This window comes from Thermus parvatiensis, assembly GCF_001535545.1.
GTDB classification, from domain to species: Bacteria; Deinococcota; Deinococci; order Deinococcales; family Thermaceae; genus Thermus; species Thermus parvatiensis.
Genome location: NZ_CP014141.1, coordinates 1095311 through 1113230 on the forward strand (window position 1 = coordinate 1095311; position 17920 = coordinate 1113230).

At 67.1% G+C, this 17920-nt stretch carries 12 protein-coding genes and 7 pseudogenes; 15 read left to right on the top strand and 4 right to left on the bottom strand.

The genetic code is table 11. The features are described 5' to 3' along the window. Window positions 1–72 precede the first annotated feature (72 nt). The 9 genes and pseudogenes from AV541_RS06025 to AV541_RS06065 all read left to right on the top strand — a co-directional run bounded on the left by AV541_RS06025 (window position 73) and on the right by AV541_RS06065 (window position 8321). Window positions 73–1197 (top strand): transposase, encoded by a 1125-nt coding sequence (locus AV541_RS06025; RefSeq protein ID WP_008632315.1) that lies wholly within the window; start codon window positions 73–75, stop codon window positions 1195–1197. 47 nt (window positions 1198–1244) lie between these two features. Beyond that, window positions 1245–1508: a hypothetical protein gene (locus AV541_RS06030; RefSeq protein ID WP_008632309.1), complete on the top strand. Its 264-nt coding sequence runs from the start codon at window positions 1245–1247 to the stop codon at window positions 1506–1508. Between the two features lie 247 nt (window positions 1509–1755). Further along, on the top strand, window positions 1756–2715 hold the full coding sequence (locus tag AV541_RS06035; protein ID WP_038035326.1) for a hypothetical protein: 960 nt from the start codon (window positions 1756–1758) through the stop codon (window positions 2713–2715). Between the two features lie 244 nt (window positions 2716–2959). Then, window positions 2960–3711 (top strand): annotated as a pseudogene (locus AV541_RS06040) (ABC transporter). Beyond that, entirely contained in the window at window positions 3711–4622 is a 912-nt protein-coding gene (locus AV541_RS06045; protein WP_060384485.1) for an ABC transporter ATP-binding protein, read from the top strand. The pseudogene AV541_RS06040 and the gene AV541_RS06045 overlap by 1 nt, the downstream one beginning before the upstream one ends. A gap of 20 nt (window positions 4623–4642) precedes the next feature. Continuing rightward, window positions 4643–5760: pseudogene (locus AV541_RS06050) on the top strand (pyridoxal phosphate-dependent aminotransferase). Further along, window positions 5757–6796, top strand: a pseudogene (gene pdhA, locus AV541_RS06055) (pyruvate dehydrogenase (acetyl-transferring) E1 component subunit alpha). Before AV541_RS06050 ends, pdhA begins: the two co-directional pseudogenes overlap by 4 nt. Then, window positions 6796–7773: pseudogene (locus tag AV541_RS06060) on the top strand (alpha-ketoacid dehydrogenase subunit beta). Before pdhA ends, AV541_RS06060 begins: the two co-directional pseudogenes overlap by 1 nt. A 74-nt stretch (window positions 7774–7847) precedes the next feature. Then, entirely contained in the window at window positions 7848–8321 is a 474-nt protein-coding gene (locus AV541_RS06065) for a Uma2 family endonuclease (protein WP_244880475.1), read from the top strand. 131 nt (window positions 8322–8452) lie between these two features. Here the strand turns inward: AV541_RS06065 and AV541_RS13580 are convergent. Then, window positions 8453–9543: pseudogene (locus AV541_RS13580) on the bottom strand (ISAs1 family transposase). Window positions 9544–9597: 54 nt separating this feature from the next. Then, on the bottom strand, window positions 9598–10722 hold the full coding sequence (locus AV541_RS06080; RefSeq protein WP_082367395.1) for a transposase: 1125 nt from the start codon (window positions 10720–10722) through the stop codon (window positions 9598–9600). 228 nt (window positions 10723–10950) lie between these two features. On the opposite strand from AV541_RS06080, the pseudogene AV541_RS13585 reads away from it, so the two are divergent. Beyond that, window positions 10951–12041, top strand: a pseudogene (locus tag AV541_RS13585) (ISAs1 family transposase). A gap of 275 nt (window positions 12042–12316) precedes the next feature. Here AV541_RS13585 and AV541_RS12390 read toward each other — a convergent pair. Continuing rightward, complete coding sequence (locus tag AV541_RS12390) at window positions 12317–12502, bottom strand: hypothetical protein (RefSeq protein WP_223966770.1); 186 nt, start codon at window positions 12500–12502, stop codon at window positions 12317–12319. On the opposite strand from AV541_RS12390, the pseudogene AV541_RS11140 reads away from it, so the two are divergent. Further along, window positions 12444–13090: pseudogene (locus tag AV541_RS11140) on the top strand (transposase). The gene AV541_RS12390 and the pseudogene AV541_RS11140 sit on opposite strands and share 59 nt — an antisense overlap. Window positions 13091–13141: 51 nt before the next feature. Further along, window positions 13142–13777: a CBS domain-containing protein gene (locus tag AV541_RS06105; RefSeq protein WP_060384486.1), complete on the top strand. Its 636-nt coding sequence runs from the start codon at window positions 13142–13144 to the stop codon at window positions 13775–13777. On the opposite strand, the gene AV541_RS06110 is transcribed toward AV541_RS06105, so the two are convergent. Next, window positions 13774–14091, bottom strand: coding sequence for a DMT family transporter (locus AV541_RS06110; protein WP_008630771.1), 318 nt, complete (start codon window positions 14089–14091; stop codon window positions 13774–13776). The genes AV541_RS06105 and AV541_RS06110 overlap by 4 nt on opposite strands. 48 nt (window positions 14092–14139) lie before the next feature. Between AV541_RS06110 and hemL the strand changes: the two genes are divergently transcribed. The 3 genes from hemL to mnmE are packed head-to-tail and all read left to right on the top strand — an operon-like array spanning window position 14140 to window position 17917. Beyond that, window positions 14140–15414, top strand: coding sequence for a glutamate-1-semialdehyde 2,1-aminomutase (hemL, locus tag AV541_RS06115; protein WP_060384487.1), 1275 nt, complete (start codon window positions 14140–14142; stop codon window positions 15412–15414). Window positions 15415–15423: 9 nt separating this feature from the next. Beyond that, window positions 15424–16629, top strand: coding sequence for a potassium/proton antiporter (locus AV541_RS06120; protein ID WP_008630769.1), 1206 nt, complete (start codon window positions 15424–15426; stop codon window positions 16627–16629). Next, on the top strand, window positions 16616–17917 hold the full coding sequence (gene mnmE, locus AV541_RS06125) for a tRNA uridine-5-carboxymethylaminomethyl(34) synthesis GTPase MnmE (protein ID WP_060384488.1): 1302 nt from the start codon (window positions 16616–16618) through the stop codon (window positions 17915–17917). Before AV541_RS06120 ends, mnmE begins: the two co-directional genes overlap by 14 nt. Window positions 17918–17920 lie beyond the last annotated feature (3 nt).

Sequence of the window (17920 nt, forward strand, 5' to 3'; positions counted from 1 at the left end):
TCCAGGAGTTCACGGGCCGTTTTGCGAGCGTTTTCCCCCGATAAGCGCCTCCACCGACGGTTTGAAGAGGTGGTGCGGGGCGCCTTGGCCGCAGGCTCAGCCCGGGTGAGCGAGATGGTGGCCTCGCTCCCTTCTCCCCTCCAGAACCGCTTCCACCAGGCCAAAGCCCTTTACCGCTTCCTGTCCAACCCACGGGTGGAGGCAGAAGCCCTCCTTGACCGGGTCTATCAGGAGAGCGCGACTGCCCTGGAGGGTGAGGAGGTTCTGGTCCTCCTGGACCTGAGCCCGGTGGCCAAGCCCTATGCCCGGGCCCTGGAGGGGATAGCCCGGGTGGGGAAGGATAGGCGGCCCGGGTACGAGCTCCTCACCGCCCTGGGGTTGGACCCCGCGGGGCGGCTGGCCCTGGGGTACGCCCACCTGGTGGCCTACGGGGAGAGGGGGTTTGCCAGCCTGCCCAAGGAGGTGGAGGGAGCCATTGAGGCGGCCCGGGAGCGATTGGGGGGCGTGGGCAGGAGGCTGGTGTATGTGGCGGACCGGGGGTTTGACGACCGGAAGGTGTTTGGGCAGGTGCTGGCCCTGGGGGAGGAGTTCGTGGTGCGGGTCTACCGGGACCGGAAGCTTGGGGAGGGGGGTTCTCTGGCGAAGGTGGCTTCTTCCCTGGCCCTTCCCTGTGGGGAGGAGGTGGAGCTGAGGGTAGGGGGCAGGTACCAGCGGGTGCGGCTCCACTTCGGATGGAGGGAGGTGGAGGTGGAGGGGAGGCGGCTCCACCTGGTGGTCTGCCGGGTGCCAGCCCTGGGGCGGCGTGGGGAGTGGTGGCTACTGACCAGCTTGCCGGTGAGGGGGAGGGAGGAGGCGGCGCAGGTGGTGGAGGCGTACCGCAGGCGGTGGGAGGTGGAGCGGTTCTTCCGGCTTTTGAAGACGGGGCTGGGGCTTGAGACCTTCCAGGTGCGGGGGCTTGCCCGGATCCGGAAGGTGGTGGCGGTTTTGCTGGGGCTGGCGGTGTTCCTTTGGGAAGTTGAGCGGTTGGGGGATCCGTTCAAGGGGTTTCTTTTGCAGCTCGGGGGCAAGCTGGGGCTGCCCAGCGAGAGGGATGGTCCGTACCTGCTCCTGAGGGGCCTGGTTCGCCTGCTCAACTATGAAGTCACCCAAGAACTCTTGAAGCAGGCTAAGGGAGGGCGAGGAAGGAGTTTTGGGTAAAGCCCTGTTTCTCGTTTTTGGCCCGTTTCCGGCTAGCCTGTAGGCGTATGACGCTGGCCCTCCTCTGGCTGAAAGCCTTCCGCCTCTTTGGAGCAGGGTTCTTCTACTTCCCCCACGCCGCCCTCACCGCTCTTGGGGCCTTGTGCCCCCTAGAGGCGAGCTCAGCCCTGACCTTCTGCCTCCTGGCCGAGCCCCTCTTCGCCCTCTACGGGGGGCATCTGGCCGACCGGTGGCCCAGGGGAAGGCTCCTCCTCCTGGCCGGGGGGCTCCTCCTCGGCTTCGCCTCCTGGGCGGGAGGGGGGTGGCGGTGAAGGCAGGCTAGTACGGACACTTAAAGCCCCGGCCCCGGGGGCGGGCAGTGGGGGCGAGGCATTGGGGAAGGACCCCAGAGCCCCCGAGTAGGGCGAGGAGAAGCCACAGGAGCCGCACACCTGAAGGCTACCCCGGCCCATGTAACCTCCGCGTAACGCCCTAGAGTCTTTATGAGAGCTTCCTGAGTTACGCGGGCGTTACCTTCCTCTTGCTACCCTGAGGCTAACCCGGAAGGGGGTGGAGGCGATGCTCAAGGACGTGCAGGAGGTCAAAGCCGTCGGCCGGACGCGGCGGGTCCACGTGAGGCCCTTCGCCTGGAATTCAAGAGTGCCCTTGGCGCTCCTGGTCGTTCTCTCTGGTCTTTTTGCGGGCTGCGGGCGGGGAGCGGCAACCGCAACGCCTTCCCAATCCCCCGATCAATCCGCTGCCTGGATGGAACTCGCCCCCGGAATCCGGTACCGGGAGGGGGAGGGGAGGGTTTCCCTGGATATAGCGCCACCTCTTTTGAGCGAGGAAAGCGTGCGGAAGTTCGCTGAATACGCCCAGGGAAGGATGGCCCAAGCCACCTCCGAGGAAAAGGCATTCTGGGAGGAACAGCTGCGCTTTGTGAAGGAGCAGCAGGCTCTTTGGTCCGACGAGGAGCTTGTGGTAAGCGTCCTGGAAAGGGCCTTCTTGGAGAGGATCCCTCTCCCCCTGAAGGAACCGCAACGCCAGGAACTTAGGGCGAAGCTGGGGGAAATTGTGGGACAGATGAAACGGTACGGTCCGGAGAACCTCCCTTGGGGTGGAGACTTCCAGGGTTTGCCCCCGGAGCTCAAGACCTCTGATGGGGGAATGGTGGTGGGTCTGGATACTTTTCCCCTCCTGGTCCAGCACCTGGGCCCCCAGTCCCTTTTTCCGTCCTGTAGCTTGGCGGCCTCGGCCCTGCCCACCACAGCCTCTCCTGGGGCTAAGGCCTACGCTTTCGCCAGCTGCTCTACGGGCAGCATCATCTGGGGCCAGGTGGAAACCCGAACCAGCGCCAAGGCGGCAAACGACTGGCCTCCACCCTGCTACGACTCGGGTTGGCCCACTTCCCAGTGCATGAGCGTGGCCTACGGGAGTATGGGGTGCTACAGCTCAGCCTGGGCAGGTTACTATTACCAGTGGACAGACCTTAGGATTTACTCAAGCAGGCGTTCTTCGTCTAACTCCAGGTGTTTTTGAACGCGCAGGCGAGGCGGAGCCGGCACCTCGGCCCTGCACGGGCTAGGGAAAGGAGGTGAGGAAGATGCGGTGGATTGTAAAGCCTTCCCGGGTGCAGCCCTTGGGTGACCCGGGTTGCGGTGGAAGGATGCCCGCGCCCTGCCCTCAAAGATAATAGGGCTAATGTAGCCAAGACCTGGATGGCAGCAGGCTACCAGGTGCCAAGAAACTTCCTGCTGTCATCCACATCTTTAGCGAGGTCTGCATGCTCTGGCCGCTTTGGAGCGAGTTCCTGCTCTCTTGGGCCCGAACCCGGCGTTACTGGTTCAACACGCTGGCAAACCTGGGGGGAGCCTCCTCTACTTCTACGCAATCCTTTTGGGCTTTAGCCGGCTTACCCCCGAGGAGGCCCGCTTCTTGGACCCAGGCCCCCTGCTTCTGGTCTTCACGGCCTTCAACCTCACCTTGTTCACCTTCCAGTCCATCGCCTACACGGTCCAGGGCGAGGCGCAACTGGGGACCCTGGAACACATGGCCCTGGCCCGGGGAGGCCTCCTGCGCCAGCTCCTCCTTCGGGCCCTGGTGCAAAGCCTATTCGGGGTTCTCTGGAGCCTTTTGGTCCTCCTACCCTTGGCCTTGGCCTTCGGCGTGACCCTAGGCCCCCTGGCCCGCTGGCCTTTGGGGTTCTTGCCCCTTTTCCTGGCCGCCTTGGGCTTCGGCCTCCTCATGGGGGCCACTGCCTTGTACTTCAAGCAGGTGGACGAGTTTTTCACCATCGTCCAGTTCCTCTTCCTGCCCTACTTCTTTTATCTGGTCCGGTTTGAGCCCTGGATGGCCCACCTGCCCTTTGCCCCGGGGGCCTACCTCCTCCGGCTCGCCTTCACAGGGGAGGAGGTTTCTCCGGGGCTTCTCCTCCTGGCCCTGGTCCAAGCCCTCCTCTTCCTCGGGGCGGGGCTTTTCGCCATGGCCTGGGTCTACGCGGCGGTGCGGCGGAGGGGCCTATTAGGGAGGTACTGATGCGGCTTTTGGTGCAGAACGTCCACAAGCGCTTCGGCAAGCTGGAGGCCCTCAAGGGGGTGAGCCTGGAGCTTGGGGCCGGGGAGATCCTGGGCCTTTTGGGCCCCAACGGGGCGGGCAAGACCACCCTCATCAAGGTCGTCCTCGGCCTCCTCCTCCCCGACGCGGGAGAGGTGGTCCTGGAAGAGGGCGGGGCGCGGCGCAGGCCCCAGGGCCACGAGTTCGGCGTCCTCCTGGAGGGAAGCCGCAACCTCTACGTCAACCTGAGCCTCCTGGTGAACGCCCTCTACTTCGGGGGCATCCGGGGGCTTCCCCCAAAGGAAGTCCGCCCCCGGTTTGAGGCCTGGCTGGAGCGCTTCGGCCTAAAGGACCGCCTCCACGCCCCCCTCGCCTCCCTCTCCCGGGGCATGCAGCAGAAGGCGGCCTTGGCCCTGGCCCTGGCCCTCAAGCCCCGCTTCCTCCTCCTGGACGAGCCTACCCTGGGCCTGGACCCCGTGAGCCGGAGGGAGTTTGAGGGGATCCTCCTGGAGCTTAAGAAGGAGGGCTGGGGTATCCTCCTCACCTCCCACGACCTCGAGGTGGTGGAGCGGGTGAGCGACCGGGTGGCCTTCCTCCACCGGGGGGAGGTGCGGCGGCAGGGCCCCACCCGGGCCCTCCTCCGGGACTGGGCCGGGGAGGGGTACCGGGTGCGCCTCGCCGAGCCCAAGGCGGAGGCCCTCCTCAAGGCCCTGGGCCCCGGCTGGAGTGCGGAAGGCCCCGAGGTCCTCTTCTTCCTGGGGCCGTGGGAGGCGCTGCGGGAGGTCTTGGGAACCCTCCCCGTGGAAGTGTTGGAGGTCTCCCGGGGGACGCCGAGCCTCGAGGCCCTCTTCCTCCACCTCTTCGGGGAGGCCCGCCCTTCCCACAGCGCATAACTTTGCGCTACCCTATCCCCATGCGCCTCCACCCCCGCACCGAGGCGGCCAAGGAGAGCATCTTCCCCAAGATGAGCGCCCTGGCCCAGCGCCTTGGGGCGGTAAACCTGGGCCAGGGCTTTCCCTCCAACCCTCCTCCGGCCTTTCTCCTCGAGGCGGTGCGGCGGGCCCTGGGCCGCTACGACCAGTACGCTCCCCCGCCGGGTTTCCCCCCTTGCGGGAGGCCCTAGCGGAGGAGTTCGGGGTGGAGCCGGAGGCGGTGGTGGTGACCTCGGGGGCCACGGAGGCCCTCTATGTCCTCCTCCAGAGCTTGGTGGGGCCGGGGGAGGAGGTGGTGGTCCTGGAGCCCTTCTTTGACGTGTACCTGCCCGACGCTTTCCTGGCCGGGGCCGGGGTGCGGCTGGTGCGCCTTGGGCTTACCCAGGAGGGCTTCCGCCTGGACCTAAAGGCCCTGGAAGAGGCCATCACCCCGCGCATCCGGGCCCTCCTCCTCAACGCCCCCATGAACCCCACGGGCCTGGTGTTCGGCGAGGAGGAGCTTCGGGCCGTGGCCGAGCTGGCCCGGAGGTACGACCTCTTCCTGGTCTCCGACGAGGTCTACGACGAGCTCTACTACGGGGAAAGGCCCAGGCGCCTGCGGGACTTTGCCCCGGAGCGCACCTTCACCGTGGGGAGTGCCGGCAAGCGCCTCGAGGCCACCGGCTACCGGGTGGGCTGGATTGTGGGCCCCAAGGCCTTCATGCCCACCCTGGCGGGGATGCGCCAGTGGACGAGTTTCTCCGCCCCCACCCCCCTGCAGGCGGGGGTGGCGGAGGCCTTGAGGCTGGCCCGGAAAGAGGGGTTTTACGAGGCCTTGCGGGAAGGCTACCGGAAGAGGCGGGACCTGCTCCTTTCCGGGCTCAGGTCCATGGGCCTCAAGGTTTACGAGCCTGAGGGTACCTACTTCCTCATGGCCGAGCTTCCCGGCTTTGATGCCTTCCAGCTGGTGGAAGCAGCCAGGGTGGCCTTGATTCCCGCCAGCGCCTTCTACCGGGAAGACCCTCCTCCTGGGCTTTTCCGCTTTGCCTTCTGCAAGAGCGAGGAGGAGATCTCCCTGGCCCTGGACCGCCTGGCCGCCGTGGTAAACTCCCCTGCGTGAAACCCAAGGTAGTCCAGTACCTGGATAGGGGAGAGCTTCCCCTTAAGGAGGGGGAAGCCCTTGCCCTCTACCGGGCCATGCGCCGGGCCCGGTTTTTCGACGAGAAGGCCCTCCTTCTTCAGCGCCAGGGGCGGCTTGGGGTCTATGCCCCCTTTATGGGCCAGGAGGCGGCCCAGGTGGGGGTGGCCCTGGCCTTGGGGAGAGGGACTGGGTGGTGCCCAGCTACCGGGAGTCCGCCCTGCTCCTGGCCCGGGGGCTTCCCATCCACGTTCTGATCCTTTACTGGCGGGCCCACCCCGCAGGCTGGCGCTTTCCCGAGGAGGTACGGGCGGTGAATCCCTATATCCCCATCGCCACCCAGATTCCCCAGGCGGTGGGTCTGGCCCTGGCGGGCCGGTACCGGGGGGAGGACTGGGTAGTGGCCACCTCCATCGGGGATGGCGGCACCAGCGAAGGGGATTTCCACGAGGGGCTTAACTTTGCCGCGGTTTTTGATGCCCCGGTCCTCTTCCTGGTGCAGAACAACGGCTACGCCATCAGCGTGCCCCGGAGCCGGCAGATGCGGGTGGACTTCATCGCCAGGAGGGCGGAGGGGTATGGGATTCCCGGGGTGGTGGTGGACGGCAACGACGCCGTGGCCGTTTACCTGGAGGCCAGGAAGGCGGTGGAACGGGCACGGAAGGGGGAGGGCCCCACCCTCCTCGAGGCCCTCACCTACCGCCTCGCCCCCCACACCACCTCCGACGACCCCTCCCGCTACCGCAGCAAAGAGGAAGAGGAGGCCTGGCGGGCCAAGGACCCGATCCTCCGCCTGCGGAAGGCCCTGGAGGGGCGGGGCCTTTGGGACGAGGAGGCGGAGAAGGCGCTTCTTCTTGAGCTTGAGGAGGAGTTCCAGAGGGAGCTCGCCCTGGCCGACGAAGCCCCCGAGCCCAGGCCCGAGGAGATCGTGGAGCATGTCTACGCCGAGATGGGCCCCGACCAGAGGCGGGCCTGGGAGGCCCTCAGGCGAGGCCTCCACGTGGAGGAGGTGGAGTGATGCGCGTCCTCAACATGGTCCAAGCCATCAACGAGGCCCTGGACCTGGCCCTTTCCCGGGACGAGCGGGTTTTGGTCTTCGGGGAGGACGTGGGGCGGCTCGGGGGGTCTTCCGGGTCACGGAGGGCCTGCAGGCGAAGTACGGGGAGAAGCGGGTCTTTGACACGCCCCTGGCGGAAAGCGGCATCCTGGGGATGGCCATCGGGCTCGCCATGGGGGGATGCGGCCGGTGGCGGAGATCCAGTTTGCCGGGTTCCTCTACCCCGCCCTGGACCAGATCCTCTCCCACCTCGGCCGCTGGCGGCACCGCTCCCGGGGACGGGTGGGGCTTCCCGTGGTGGTGCGGGCCCCTTACGGCGGGGGCGTCCACACCCCGGAGCAGCACGCCGACTCCCCCGAGGCCCTCCTCTGCCACACCCCGGGGGTCAAGGTGGTGATCCCCTCAAGCCCGGAAAGGGCCAAGGGGCTTCTCCTTTCCGCCATTGAGGACGAGGACCCCGTGTTCTTCCTCGAGGCCATCAAGCTCTACCGGGGCGCGAGGGCGGAGGTGCCGGAAGGGTACTACACCCTGCCCCTGGGGAAGGCCCGGGTCCTTAGGGAGGGAAAGGCGGCCACCTTAATCGGCTATGGGGGCATGGTGGAGGTGATGCTGGAGGCGGCGGAGGTGGCCCAAAGGGAGGGGGTGGAGGTCACGGTGGTGGACCTGGAGACCCTGGTCCCCCGGACGAGGAGACCCTCCTCGAGGCCGTGCGGGCGACGGGCCGGGCCATCGTGGTCTACGAGGCCATGCGCACCGGGGGCTTCGGGGCGGAGATCGCGGCCCGCATCGCCGAAGGGGCCATAGACTACCTCCAGGCCCCGGTTCTCCGGGTGGCGGGCTACGACGCCCCTTACCCGCCCTTCAGCGCCATTGAGCACCTCTACCGGCCAAACGCGAGGAGGGTCCTCGCCGCCTTGAGGAAGGCGCTAACCTACTAAGGAGGAGGCCCCATGGTCAAGACCCGCCTGACGGCCGAGGAGTTCTTCGCCCTGCCTCTAGAGCGGGGGAGCTTGTGGACGGGGAGGTCCGGGAGGAGAGGCCGCCCAAGCCGGAGCACGGAAGGATCGCTTTGCGGATCGGTTACCACCTGATGCGTTGGCTGGAAGAAACGGGGCGCGGCGTGGCTGGGGTGGAGGGGGGGTTCGTCCTCCGCCGGGATCCCGACCGGGTGCGAAGCCCCGACGTCTGGTTCCTCTCCCACGAAAGGCTCAAGGAGGTGGCCCGGGAGGGGTTCTACGAGGGGGCCCCGGACCTCGCCGTGGAGGTGGTCTCCCCCGGGGAGGAGGCGGAGGAGCTTTTGGCCAAGGTGCTGGACTACCTGGAGGCGGGGGCCAAGGCGGTGTGGCTGGTCTACCCCGAGCTCAAGGCGGTGGAGGTCTACGGGCGAGGCGGGGCAGGGCGGCTTCTTCGCGCCCACGAGGCGCTGGAAGGGGGAGAGGCCCTACCGGGCTTCCGGTTGCCCTTGGAGGCCCTTTTCGGCCAGTAAGCCTGGGGAGCGCACTTTAGGTGCGCCAGTTGCGCATTATGTCGGGGGCTTGGGGAGAGCGTTCGGGCTGTCTAGTTACTATCAGCCTTGTAAGTGATGCTCAACTGTCAACAATACACCAGACTTGACCGCTATACCGCATAGAGCCCCAGGAAGCGCAGGGCGGAGAGGGGGTTGAAGGAGAAGGCCTCCAAGGCCGCCTTCTTCTCCCTGACCCCTTGGCGGTGAAGCATGGAGACCAGAAAGGCCCGGAGGGCCGCCAAGACCTGTGCCCCCACCCCCCGCACCTGGCAGGCATCCTCGTGGAGGAGAACGTCCCGTACCCAAAAGGACCGGTTCTCTACCTCCCACCGGTAAAGGAGAAGCTCCCCAAGCCGCCTCGCCTCCGCCACCTCCGGCCCCAAGCTGGTGAGGGCGTAGCTCACCGTCCGCCGCACCTCCCCCGTCCCCTTGTGCCTCACCTCCCGCTCCATCCGCACCACCTGCCTGGCCCCAGGGAAGGCCCGCACCTCTTCCGGCAGGTAGGGGGAAGCCCAAACCCGGTAGGTCCACACCTCCCCATCCCGCACCAGATTCCACACCGCCTCGGTCTCGCCAGGAAGCCGCCTCTCCTCCATGCCCTTGAACACCTCCAAGGCCCACTCCAAAAGTTCCCCCTGGTTAGCCTTCAGGACAAAGAGGTACGCCCCCCTTTTTGCACCACCTTCCCCGCTAACTCCGGGTACAGGTACCCCGCGTCCCCCACCACCACCTTCCCCTTGAGCCCCTCCGCCCCCAGGCGGTCCAGGAGCTCCAAAAGGGCTTGGTCCTCCCTCCCCTCCGCCCGGGCCTGGGCCAGGGTGGTATGGAGGTGCAGGGCCAGGACCTCCACCAGCTTCACCTGGGCGCTTTTCCCCTTGCCGCTTCCCCGCAGGTGCTTCCCGTCTACCACCAGGACTTCCCCAAGGTCGGCTTCGGGGAAGACCTGGAGGAGGGCCGCTTGGAGCTTTTCAGGATCCAGGCGGTGAAGGAGAAGGGTGATGGCGGTGTGGCCTGGGGCCTTGCGCAGGCCCAGGTGGGGCAAGAGGTGGGGGTTGGCGCGGGCGAAGCGTTCCACGCCCCTCAGGGAGTCCACGCGGGAAAGAAAAGCCACCAGGATGAGGGCCAGGAGGCCCCAAAGGGGGTACTGCCGGTTGCGGGCCCGGGGGTCGGGGATCTGGGACAGGGCTTCGCGCAGGGTCATGCCCCCTCTTTACTCCAGGAGCCGCATATAGGTCAAGTCTGACAATACAGGGCTTTACCCAAAACTCCTTCCTCGCCCTCCCTTAGCCTGCTTCAAGAGTTCTTGGGTGACTTCATAGTTGAGCAGGCGAACCAGGCCCCTCAGGAGCAGGTACGGACCATCCCTCTCGCTGGGCAGCCCCAGCTTGCCCCCGAGCTGCAAAAGAAACCCCTTGAACGGATCCCCCAACCGCTCAACTTCCCAAAGGAACACCGCCAGCCCCAGCAAAACCGCCACCACCTTCCGGATCCGGGCAAGCCCCCGCACCTGGAAGGTCTCAAGCCCCAGCCCCGTCTTCAAAAGCCGGAAGAACCGCTCCACCTCCCACCGCCTGCGGTACGCCTCCACCACCCGCGCCGCCTCCTCCCTCCCCCTCACCGGCAAGCTGGTCAGTAGCCACCACTCCCCACGCCGCCCCAGGGCTGGCACCCGGCAGACCACCAGGTGGAGCCGCCTCCCCTCCACCTCCACCTCCCTCCATCCGAAGTGGAGCCGCACCCGCTGGTACCTGCCCCCTACCCTCAGCTCCACCTCCTCCCCACAGGGAAGGGCCAGGGAAGAAGCCACCTTCGCCAGAGAACCCCCCTCCCCAAGCTTCCGGTCCCGGTAGACCCGCACCACGAACTCCTCCCCCAGGGCCAGCACCTGCCCAAACACCTTCCGGTCGTCAAACCCCCGGTCCGCCACATACACCAGCCTCCTGCCCACGCCCCCCAATCGCTCCCGGGCCGCCTCAATGGCTCCCTCCACCTCCTTGGGCAGGCTGGCAAACCCCCTCTCCCCGTAGGCCACCAGGTGGGCGTACCCCAGGGCCAGCCGCCCCGCGGGGTCCAACCCCAGGGCGGTGAGGAGCTCGTACCCGGGCCGCCTATCCTTCCCCACCCGGGCTATCCCCTCCAGGGCCCGGGCATAGGGCTTGGCCACCGGGCTCAGGTCCAGGAGGACCAGAACCTCCTCACCCTCCAGGGCAGTCGCGCTCTCCTGATAGACCCGGTCAAGGAGGGCTTCTGCCTCCACCCGTGGGTTGGACAGGAAGCGGTAAAGGGCTTTGGCCTGGTGGAAGCGGTTCTGGAGGGGAGAAGGGAGCGAGGCCACCATCTCGCTCACCCGGGCTGAGCCTGCGGCCAAGGCGCCCCGCACCACCTCTTCAAACCGTCGGTGGAGGCGCTTATCGGGGGAAAACGCTCGCAAAACGGCCCGTGAACTCCTGGAGCCTGGCCTCGGCCACCTTGAGCATGTCCATGGATCACCCCCGGTACCAGATACGGGCTGCGCCCGCAAGGGTAGATTTACCACGAAACGGAGATGTGGGTAAAGTCCTGTGACACAGACTTGACCTATATGCGGCTCCTGGAGTAAAGAGGGGGCATGACCCTGCGCGAAGCCCTGTCCCAGATCCCCGACCCCCGGGCCCGCAACCGGCAGTACCCCCTTTGGGGCCTCCTGGCCCTCATCCTGGTGGCTTTTCTTTCCCGCGTGGACTCCCTGAGGGGCGTGGAACGCTTCGCCCGCGCCAACCCCCACCTCTTGCCCCACCTGGGCCTGCGCAAGGCCCCAGGCCACACCGCCATCACCCTTCTCCTTCACCGCCTGGATCCTGAAAAGCTCCAAGCGGCCCTCCTCCAGGTCTTCCCCGAAGCCGACCTTGGGGAAGTCCTGGTGGTAGACGGGAAGCACCTGCGGGGAAGCGGCAAGGGGAAAAGCGCCCAGGTGAAGCTGGTGGAGGTCCTGGCCCTGCACCTCCATACCACCCTGGCCCAGGCCCGGGCGGAGGGGAGGGAGGACCAAGCCCTTTTGGAGCTCCTGGACCGCCTGGGGGCGGAGGGGCTCAAGGGGAAGGTGGTGGTGGGGGACGCGGGGTACCTGTACCCGGAGTTAGCGGGGAAGGTGGTGCAAAAAGGGGGGCGTACCTCTTTGTCCTGAAGGCTAACCAGGGGGAACTTTTGGAGTGGGCCTTGGAGGTGTTCAAGGGCATGGAGGAGAGGCGGCTTCCTGGCGAGACCGAGGCGGTGTGGAATCTGGTGCGGGATGGGGAGGTGTGGACCTACCGGGTTTGGGCTTCCCCCTACCTGCCGGAAGAGGTGCGGGCCTTTCCCGGGTGCCGGCAGGTGGTGCGGATGGAGCGGGAGGTGAGGCACAAGGGGACGGGGGAGGTGCGGCGGACGGTGAGCTACGCCCTCACCAGCTTGGGGCCGGAGGTGGCGGAGGCGAGGCGGCTTGGGGAGCTTCTCCTTTACCGGTGGGAGGTAGAGAACCGGTCCTTTTGGGTACGGGACGTTCTCCTCCACGAGGATGCCTGCCAGGTGCGGGGGGTGGGGGCACAGGTCTTGGCGGCCCTCCGGGCCTTTCTGGTCTCCATGCTTCACCGCCAAGGGGTCAGGGAGAAGAAGGCGGCCTTGGAGGCCTTCTCCTTCAACCCCCTCTCCGCCCTGCGCTTCCTGAGGCTCTATGCGGTATAGCGGTCAAGTCTGTCCTGTGACAATACACTGGGCTTGCCTTGCAAAGGTCAGGAGGACGGGTGTATATCTCTCTCCTGATGGGCAAGCGAGGCTTCCTTCGCAGGGAGGCAAGCCCCAAGGAGGTCCTGGAACACTGCCTGCGCCTGGCCCGGGAGGTGGCCCCTCCCACCCCCAAAGGCAAGCGGGGCCGCCCCTGGCGCTACAGCCACGCCCTTTACCTGGCCCTCCTTCTCTTCCGCGCTTTCTTCCACCTCACCTACCGCGAGACGGAGGCCTCACTCCAGGACCTGATGGAAGGCCCCTTCCCTTCCCACCAGTCCCTGGCCCGCTACGCCCTCAAGCACCTGGACCCCAAACTCCTTGAGGCCCTCCTGGAGAGGCTTTCCCGGGAACTGGAGGCCCATCTCGCCCCGGAGTCCTCGCCGGAAGGCGAAGCGGCTTCGGACGAGGCGCCGGCACACCTGGCGGCGCTTTCCCCCCCTCTACCTCATGGACACCACGGGGCTGGCCTACCGGAGCAAGGACCGGCTTCTCCGCTTTCGTCGGGGGAAGGAGGTGCGGCGGGTGCGGGGGCACGCGCGGCTTCTGGCCCTGATGCGGTGGGATAGGGAGAGGCGGCTCTTATGGCCCTGGGGTGGAGTGGTGGGGGAGGGCTACGCCCCGGACCCCCGGCTTGGGGGGGAGGTGCTGAGGCGGTTTCCTCCTTCCCGGGGGTGGCTTTTGGCGGACGCGGGGTTTGACGGGAAGGAGGTGTGGGGGGTTTTGGGGGAGGCGGGGGTGCGGCCGGTGATCCGGCTTCGGGGCGGGGGCGAGGCCAGGGAGGAGGCGCGGGTGCGGGCGCGGGAGGGGTGGGACCCCGAGGTGTACCGGTTTCGCGGGGTGGTGGAGGGGGTGTTTGGGGGGATGAAGACGCGGCTGGGTGGGGGGTACCTTTGGGAGCGGAAGCCTTGGACGGCCATGGCGCGGGCGCTTTTGGAGCTCATCGCCTACGGCCTTAGGGTTCTTCTCTCCCTTCTCCCGCCCCTCCGGGGTACAAGGCAATTTACTAGGCAAGCCCCAATACACTTGACATTAGGCCAACAGTAACCCATCATGCACTTATGAGAGAGCCCTTGGCCCGGACCCCGGTCCTGCGGGACCTCATGCGCACCGATCTCGTGGTGGTAGGGCCCCAGGTGCCCCTAGGGCAGGCCCACCGCCTTCTGGTCCAGACGGGGGTGCGCTACCTGCCCGTGGTGGACGGGGGCCGTTACCGGGGCATGGTGGGGGAGAGGTACCTCCGCCCCTTCCTCGCTCCTTGGGCCCCCGCTTCGGTGCAGGCCCAGTGGGAAGCGCCCGTGGCCCGCTTCCTCCAGGAGTTCCCCAAAGCCCACCCGGAGGAGTCTCCCGAGGAGGCGGCCTTCCGCATGGAAGCCGCCCGGGTGGGTGCCCTGCCGGTGGTGGAAGAGGAGGTCTTGGTGGGCTTGGTCACGGCCTTTGACCTGCTCAGGGGTCTCCTAGACCACTTACGCCCTGGGGCCCCGGCAAGCCCCCTCGAGGTCCTGGTGCCGGACCTTCCCCGTCTGAGGGCGCTCTTGGAGGCCTTGGAAGCCACCCGGACGCCCCTCCTCGGCCTCCACCTTTTCCGGGAGGCCGGAGGCCTTGGCTTCCGGACGCTTCTCTACGTAGGGGCCTTGGATCTGAGGTCGCTCTTGGCCCACCTCGAGGCCCTGGGGCTTAGGCCCATTCGCCCCTAGTCCGCTAGGTGGATGAGAACCACCCCCGCCGCTACCAGGGCGATGCCGAGCCACCCCTTGGGGGAGATGGCCTCCCCGAAGAAAAAGGCCCCGATGAGGGCGATGGCCGCCGTCCCCACCCCGGCCCAGACGGCGTAGGCCAGGCTCAGGGGAACGGTCTTCAAGGAGAGGCTCAGGAAGTAAAAGGCGAGGCCGTAGCCTCCCACCACCACGAGGCTCGGGAGGAGGCGGCTGAAGCCCTGGGAGGCCTTGAGGGCGCTGGAAGCCAGGATCTCGGAGAGGATGGCGAGGAAGAGGTAGGTCCACCCGCTCATCCCTCCGAGGCTACCCTTTCCCGGGGAAAAGCCGCTAGAGTAGGGGGCATGGAGCGGCCCACTTCCGAGCGGCTTTTTGCCGAGGCCAAGCGGCACATCCCGGGCGGGGTGAGTAGCCCCGTGCGGGCCTTCAAGGCCGTGGGCGGTACCCCCCCCTTCCTGGTGCGGGGGGGGGGGGCGTATGTGTGGGATGCCGACGGGAACCGATACCTGGACTATGTGATGAGCTGGGGTCCCCTCATCCTGGGCCATGCCCACCCCGAGGTGGTGGCCCGGGTGAAGGAGGTGGCGGAGAAGGGCCTTACCTTCGGAGCCCCCAACCCCCTGGAGGTGGCGCTGGCCCAGGCGGTGAAGCGGGCCTACCCAAAGATGGAGCTGGTGCGCTTCGTTAACTCGGGGACCGAGGCCACCATGAGCGCCATCCGCCTCGCCCGGGGGTACACGGGCCGGAAGTACGTGGTGAAGTTCCGGGGCAACTACCACGGCCACGCCGATGGCCTCTTGGTGGAGGCGGGCTCGGGGGCGCTCACCTTCGGCGTGCCCTCTAGCGCCGGGGTGCCCGAGGAATACGCCAAGCTCACCCTGGTCCTGGAGTACAACGACCCCGAGGGCCTGCGGGAGGTGCTGAAGCGGCGGGGCGAGGAGATCGCCGCCATCATCTTTGAGCCTGTGGTCGGCAACGCCGGGGTCCTGGTCCCCACGGAGGACTTTCTAAAGGCCCTCCACGAGGCCAAGGCCTACGGCGTCCTCCTCATCGCCGATGAGGTAATGACGGGCTTCCGCCTGGCCTTCGGCGGGGCCACGGAACGGCTCGGCCTAAAGCCCGACCTCATTACCCTGGGCAAGATCCTGGGCGGGGGGCTTCCCGCCGCCGCCTACGGGGGGAGGCGGGAGATCATGGAGAAGGTGGCCCCCTTGGGCCCCGTCTATCAAGCGGGGACGCTTTCCGGGAACCCCTTGGCCATGGCGGCGGGGCTCGCCACCCTGGAGATCCTGGAGGAAAACCCGGGCTACTACCGCTACCTGGAGGACCTGGGAGCTAAGCTGGAGGCGGGCCTTAGGGAGGTGCTCTCGCAAAAGGGCGTTCCCCACGCGGTGAACCGCATGGGCTCCATGCTCACCGTCTTCTTCACCGAGGGCCCCGTGGTCACCTTCCAGGACGCCAAACGCACGGACACGGAGCTTTTCAAGCGCTTCTTCCACGGCCTTTTAGACCGGGGCATTTACTGGCCCCCTTCCAACTTTGAGGCGGCCTTCCTCTCCGTAGCTCACACGGAGGTGGAGGTGGAAAAGACCCTTCGGGCTCTGGAGGAAGCCCTTTAGAATGGGGGTATGGCCGGCGCTTCCGCCGACCTCTTCTTGTTTGGGAGCTCGGTTCTCCTGCTTTTAAGCATCCTTCTGAGCCGGGTCTCCCAGCGGTTTGGCATCCCCTCCCTGCTCTTCTTTCTCGTCCTGGGGATGCTGGCCGGTTCCGACGGCCCTGGGGGCATCTACTTTGACAATGCCCGCCTAGCCCAAGGCCTTGGGGTGATGGCTTTGGCCTTCATCCTGTTTGCCGGCGGTCTGGACACGGACTGGGCCAAGGTACGCCCCGTCCTGGTTCCTAGCCTGGTGCTCGCCACCCTGGGGGTGTTCCTCACCGCCTGGCTGGTGGGCTTTTTCGCCAGCCTGGTCCTGGGTTTTCCCCCGCTCCTTGGCCTCCTCTTGGGGTCCGTCGTCGCCTCCACCGATGCGCCCGCCGTGTTCAGCGTGCTTAGGGCCCAAGGAGTGCGGCTTCGGGAACAGCTAAAGGCCCTTTTGGAGCTGGAGTCGGGGGTTAACGACCCCATGGCCATCCTGCTCACCGTGGGCGTCACCGCGCTTCTCCTGGACATGGCCCAGCCCCAGGACCTGGTGTGGATGGGCTTCAAGCAGCTGGGCCTGGGGTTGGCCTTGGGGTACGCCCTGGGCCGGGCCAGCGCTTGGGCGTGGGACCGGTTCAGCTTCCTGGACCGGGGCTTGAGGCTCCTTCTGAGCTTTGCCCTGGTCCTTTTCACCTACAGCTTTACCGCCGTCTTGGGGGGAAGCGGTTTTGCCGCCGTGTACGTAGCCGGGTTGGTGGTGGGCTACGCCTCCTTGAGGGACAAGGACGAGCTCCTCCTCTTCCATGACGGCGTGGCCTGGATCATGCAGGTGGTGATGTTCTTGGTGCTGGGCCTCCTAGTCTTCCCCTCCCAGCTTCCCGGGGTGGCCCTCCAGGGGACCCTGGTGGCCCTCTTCCTCATGTTCGTGGCCCGGCCCTTGGCGGTGGCCCTTTGCCTTCTCCCCTTACGGTGGTCCTGGCGGGAGGTCCTCCTCGTGGGGTGGGTGGGCCTAAGGGGAGCGGTGCCCATCGTGCTGGCCACCTACCCGCTCCTGGCCGGGGTTCCTGAGGCCCATACCCTCTTTAACCTGGTCTTCTTCATCGTGCTCTTTTCCGTGGCCCTGCAGGGGCCCACCTTGATGCTTGCGGCCCGGTGGCTCGGGCTGGAAGAGGAGGCCGCGGATGCGACTTCGTGACCCCATCTGTGCCATCGCCACCCCCCCGGGTAAGGGGGCCATCGGGGTGGTGCGGCTTTCGGGGGAGGGTGCCCTGGAGCTGGCCGCCCGCGTCTGGCGGGGGAAGGACCCCAGGGGGCTTAAGGGAGGGCGGTTCACCTTTGGGGAGGTGGTGGACCCAAAGACGGGGGAGGCCTTGGACCAGGCCCTCCTCCTCGTCTTCCGTGCCCCCCGCTCCTACACCGGGGAGGACCTGGTGGAGTTCCACACCCACGGCTCCCCGGCGGTCCTGAGGCGGGTTTTGGAGGTCCTCCTCGAGGCGGGGGCCCGGCTTGCGGGGCCGGGGGAGTTCACTTTCCGCGCCTACATGAACGGCAAGCTGGACCTGGCCCAGGCGGAGGCGGTCTTGGCCCTTGTGGAGGCGGAAGGGGAGCTCGCTCGCAGGCAGGCCCTTAGGGCCTTGGAAGGGGCCTTCTCCCGCAAGATTGAGGCCCTAGAGCAGAGGCTTTTGGACCTCCTGGCCCACATCCAGGCCCTTTTGGACTACCCCGAGGAGGGGGTGGAGCCCTTGGAGGCCGAGCGGGTCCTTCGGGAGGCCTTGGCCGAGGTGGAGGGGCTTCTGGGCCAGGCCCGGGCCTCGCGCCTGGCGCAAAAGGGGGCCCGCCTGGCCCTCATCGGGGCCCCTAACGCCGGTAAAAGCTCCCTGCTCAACGCCCTTTTGGGCTACGAGCGGGCCCTGGTTTCCCCCATCCCCGGCACCACCCGGGACTACCTCGAGGCCCCCCTGGAGCTTTTCGGCATCCCCCTCGTGGCCGTGGACACCGCCGGGGTGCGGGAGACGGAAGACCCCCTAGAGAGGATGGGGGTGGAGAGGGCCCTAAGGATCGCCGAGGAAGCCGACCTCGTCCTCTACGTGGTGGACCGCTCCCTGCCCAAGCCCGCCCCGCCCCCCTTGCCCTGGGAAAGGACCCTGAAGGTGGCCACCAAGGCCGACCTCCCCCCGGCCTGGGAGGACCCGGCCTTTATCCCCGTCTCCAGCCTCACGGGAGAAGGCCTAGACCGCCTCAAGGAAGCCCTGAAAGAGGCCCTTTTGGGGAAGGAGGGGGGAGAAGTCCTCCTCACCGAGCGTCAGGTGGAGGCCCTCCTTAGGGCCAGGGAACGCCTAAAGGAGGCCCTGGGGCTGCCCCAGGACCTCATGGGGCTCGCCTTGGAGGAGGTCCTCGAGGCCCTGGCCTCCCTCAGGGGGGAGGGCCGGGTAGCCGAGGCGGTGGTGGCCCGGGTCTTCCAGAACTTCTGCGTGGGGAAGTAGGCC

Excerpts from the sequence above, each read along its gene's own strand:
- AV541_RS06105 (WP_060384486.1), top strand. The coding sequence starts at position 13,142 with ATGAGAGAGCCCTTGGCCCGGACCCCGGTCCTGCGGGACCTCATGCGC.
- hemL (WP_060384487.1), top strand. The coding sequence starts at position 14,140 with ATGGAGCGGCCCACTTCCGAGCGGCTTTTTGCCGAGGCCAAGCGGCAC.
- AV541_RS06045 (WP_060384485.1), top strand. The coding sequence starts at position 3,711 with ATGCGGCTTTTGGTGCAGAACGTCCACAAGCGCTTCGGCAAGCTGGAG.
- AV541_RS06030 (WP_008632309.1), top strand. The coding sequence starts at position 1,245 with ATGACGCTGGCCCTCCTCTGGCTGAAAGCCTTCCGCCTCTTTGGAGCA.
- AV541_RS06110 (WP_008630771.1), bottom strand. The coding sequence starts at position 14,091 with ATGAGCGGGTGGACCTACCTCTTCCTCGCCATCCTCTCCGAGATCCTG.
- AV541_RS06120 (WP_008630769.1), top strand. The coding sequence starts at position 15,424 with ATGGCCGGCGCTTCCGCCGACCTCTTCTTGTTTGGGAGCTCGGTTCTC.
- AV541_RS06035 (WP_038035326.1), top strand. The coding sequence starts at position 1,756 with ATGCTCAAGGACGTGCAGGAGGTCAAAGCCGTCGGCCGGACGCGGCGG.
- mnmE (WP_060384488.1), top strand. The coding sequence starts at position 16,616 with ATGCGACTTCGTGACCCCATCTGTGCCATCGCCACCCCCCCGGGTAAG.